The organism is Robinsoniella sp., from assembly GCF_034124845.1.
Window position 1 is genome coordinate 1 of record NZ_JAWYAJ010000363.1, and the last position, 4,221, is coordinate 4,221.

Annotated in this window: 1 protein-coding gene and 1 pseudogene; both read left to right on the forward strand. The window is 43.0% G+C overall.

Translation table 11 applies throughout. The annotated features are described in order from the left end of the window. Positions 1-333: 333 nt before the first annotated feature. Positions 334-2,775 (forward strand): TIM-barrel domain-containing protein, encoded by a 2,442-nt coding sequence (locus ACH2DQ_RS18365; protein ID WP_394916205.1) that lies wholly within the window; start codon positions 334-336, stop codon positions 2,773-2,775. A gap of 138 nt (positions 2,776-2,913) precedes the next feature. Beyond that, a pseudogene (gene nrdD, locus ACH2DQ_RS18370) lies at positions 2,914-4,221 on the forward strand (anaerobic ribonucleoside-triphosphate reductase); the annotation flags it as partial.

The following is a 4,221-nucleotide window of genomic DNA, read 5'->3' on the forward strand; positions in this document are numbered from 1 at the left end:
CGTGCCGCCAAAAAGCGCTTCGGGAAGGTTAGAAAATGCCAGTTCTGCGTTAAGCATTCCAAATCAATGTCCTGGTCCGCCCCCTTCTCTTTCCGTACACTACCTCTGTATACAAAGCGTCCTTACTCAGCGAAACCCAAATATAATGCATTTAATAGAACACTACAAAACCTTCGTTGTAACTCTAAGGATCTTTTATTTCCCCACAGTCAAATTCGTCCAAATTTAAGCGTAAAAAATCCATGGCATATATTGTTTATCTACTATACAAATTCATATTTCTTCTATATACTATAGGTATAACCAAAATTGATGTATTGCAGGAGGGCGCTTATGGAAATAGTAGAAATAATAAAAAATACAGATGGCATTCTGATCGTGACGGATCAGGGGAACTATGGATTTTATGGAATCAGGGAAGACATTATCCGGGTTGTGTATACAAAGAAGGAATATGTGGAGAATCAGTCTCTGTTGATTGAACCTGAGGTATATAAGAATTCGGTTAAGCCGGAATTTGCGGAGAAGGAAACAGAGGTAATTGTACATACAACAAAATTAAAAGTCAGATGGCAGAAAGAAAACGGGACCTGTATCTGGGAGGATGCACGGTCAGGTCAGGTTTATGTTGCAGAGACTTTAAAGCAGCTTACCCAAACGGATGTTATCCGGTATACGACCCAGGGAGAGAAGCCGGTTGTAAAAAGAGTGAAAACGGTAGATGGTGAGCGGAGCTTTATCGAGAATCTAAAGCAGGTTAAGGACCGGGTGGCATACCGGGCAAAGTTGGGATTCCATTGGGAAGAAGAGGAAGCAATCTATGGTTTAGGACAGGGAGAAGAGGGAATTTACAATCACAGGGGGCAGAATCAATATCTCTACCAGCACAATATGCGGATTCCTATGCCCATGTTCGTATCCAGCAAGGGTTATGGAATACTGGCGGACTGCTGTTCCATTATGACTTTTCAGGATGACATAAACGGTTCTTATCTCTTCATGGATACGGTGGATCAGCTGGATTATTACTTTATCGCAGGAAAAACAATGGATGGTGTGATAGACGGGTATCGCTGCCTGACGGGGAAGGCTGCCATGCTGCCTAAATGGGCATTTGGATATGTGCAGTCAAAGGAAGCTTACCATACCGATCAGGAAATCTTGGAGGTGGCAGAGGAATACCGCAGAAGAAATATTCCGTTAGACTGTATTGTACAGGACTGGAATACCTGGGTTCCCGGGCTTTGGGGGGAAAAGAAACTGGATCCATCCCGCTATTCTAATATGAAGGAAGTCAACCGCAAGCTCCATGAAATGAATATTCACACCATGGTTTCTGTCTGGCCCAATATGGCAGAAGGAGGAGTAAATCATCAGGAATTCGTAGACGCAGGATACATACTGGGTGACTATTCCACCTATGATGCTTTTGATGAAAATGCCAGAAAGTTTTATTGGAAACAGGCAAGTGAAGAATTGTTCGCCTGCGGCTTTGATTCCTGGTGGTGTGATTCTACTGAGCCATTCAGCGGTCCTGACTGGAGCGGGGAAGTAAAGCGCGAACCCTGGGAGCGTTATGACCTGGTTGGAAAGGAACATAAGAAATATCTGGATGCTACGAAAACCAATGCTTTTGCCCTGATGCATGCAAAAGGGATTTTCGAAAACCAAAGAGAAGAAAAACCGGATAAGCGTGTGCTGAACCTGACCCGTTCCGGTTATGCATCCCAGCAAAAATATGGTGTTGTGCTCTGGTCAGGAGATATCTCCGCAACCTGGGAGGTATTGCGCCAGCAGGTGGCAGAGGGCCTGAATATGGCTATGAGCGGAATGCCTTACTGGACCTTAGATATCGGCGGCTTCTTTGTAGTTGGTTCGGCATGGTGGAACCGTGGATGCAATAACAGCGATAATCCAAATCCTCTGTGGTTCTGGAAGGGTGAATATAATGAAGGGACAGCGGATAAAGGGTACTGTGAGCTCTATACCAGATGGTTCCAGTTTGGCACCTTCCTTCCTATGCACCGGTCCCACGGAACGGATACCCCAAGGGAGATCTGGAATTTCGGGGACAAAGGCAGTGAATTTTACGATGCAATTGAAAAATTTATTCGACTGCGTTACCGATTGATGCCATATATCTATTCCCTTGCAGGCAGTGTCTATCTGGATAACAGTACGATAATGAGAAGCCTTATGTTTGATTTTGCCGGTGATGCTAAGGTAAAAAACAGGGCAGATGAATATATGTTTGGACCGGATCTGTTAATCTGCCCGGTTATGAAGCCGGTATTCTACGGTGCCGGCAGTGTTATGCTCAGGGAAGAGCAGAAACAGTCGGTCTATCTGCCGGATGGCTGCAGCTGGTATGATCTGTGGACAGAAGAAAAACTGGAAGGCGGACAAGAGATCGAGACAGGCATTACTATGGACAAGATTCCGGTCTATGTAAAAGCCGGCAGTATTTTACCCCTTGCACAGGAAGAACTGCAGTATGCCCAGCAGGAATTGAAAAAGCCTCTGGCAATAAAAGTATATCCTGGTGCAGATGGCAGTTTCCGGCTTTATGAGGATGCAGGAGATGATTACGGATATGAAACAGGAGCATATGTAAGGATTAAATTTACTTATTGCGATGTGGATAGAACACTGCAAATATCAGAGCAGGAGGGATCCTATCCGGGCATGAAGGAACAGCGCGAATTCGATATTATTTGTGGCGATAAGCGAAAAACGGTTCTTTATCATGGACAAGAGGTAAATGTAACTCTATAAAAGTTTATAAAAAATAAGGATATCTATATTTTTCCCCTTTACTATCATGGTGTTTTAGTATATACTGTTTAAGATCAACATCTTGTGATGCGAATGATGAAAACAATATAAGAATACCATATATAGTAAAGGGGAATCATGATGTTTGTAATTAAAAAAGATGGTACACAGGAAGAATTTAATGTAAATAAAATTATTGCAGCAGTGAATAAATCAGCAGAGCGTATCCTGTATCAATTTGATGAGGAAGAGATTCAGTTTATCTGTAAGTTTGCAAAAGAACGTGCCAATAAAATGAACCGGGACGGAATTACCATTCAGGAAATGCATAATATCGTGGAAGGTGCTTTGGAACAGGTAAATCCCAGTGTAGCGAAGAGTTATCGTGATTATCGCAATTACAAACTGGACTTCATACATATGATGGATGATGTCTATACCAAGAGCCAGTCAATCCGTTATATCGGGGATAAAAGCAATGCCAATACGGACAGCGCGCTGGTGGCTACCAAGAGAAGTCTCATTTTCAATGAGTTAAACAAAAATTTATACCGCAAATTTTTCATGACCAGAAGTGAATTGCAGGCTTGTAAGGACGGATACATCTATATTCATGACCAGTCCGCCCGTTTGGATACCATGAACTGCTGCCTGTTTGATGTGGCAACTGTTTTAAAAGGCGGCTTTGAAATGGGAAATGTCTGGTATAACGAGCCAAAGACTCTGGACACAGCTTTTGATGTTATGGGTGATATTATATTAAGTACTGCAGCTCAGCAGTATGGCGGTTTTACCGTGCCGGAAGTGGATAAGGTACTGGGACCATATGCAAACAAAAGTTATGAAAAATACAAAAAAGAATTTTTAAGCTATGGTGATCCGTCCTGGAAGGGTTATGAGGAAAAAGCAGAAGACTATGCTGCAGATAAAGTGAAACGTGATTTTGACCAGGGATGGCAGGGGATTGAATATAAGCTGAACACTGTTGGGTCTTCCAGGGGAGATTATCCGTTCGTCACCGTAACTATGGGACTTGGTACGGAACGATTTGAAAAAATGTGCAATGTCTCCCTTCTCAATGTACACAAAGAAGGACAGGGGAAACCGGGAAATAAAAAGCCGGTACTGTTTCCGAAAATCGTATTTCTCTATGATGAGAATCTTCACGGACCTGGAAAAGAATGTGAAGAAGTATTTGAATCCGGAATTGACTGCTCCGCTAAAACCATGTATCCGGACTGGCTTTCCATGACGGGAAAAGGCTATATTTCCAGTATGTACAAACAGTATGGCAGAGTTATAAGCCCCATGGGCTGCAGGGCATTTTTAAGCCCCTGGTATGAAGAAGGCGGTATGTATCCAGCTTCTGAAAAGGATAAACCCGTATTTACAGGACGTTTTAATGTAGGGGCAGTCAGCCTTCATTTGCCTATGATTCTTGCTAAA

Excerpts from the sequence above, each read along its gene's own strand:
- ACH2DQ_RS18365 (WP_394916205.1), top strand. The coding sequence starts at position 334 with ATGGAAATAGTAGAAATAATAAAAAATACAGATGGCATTCTGATCGTG.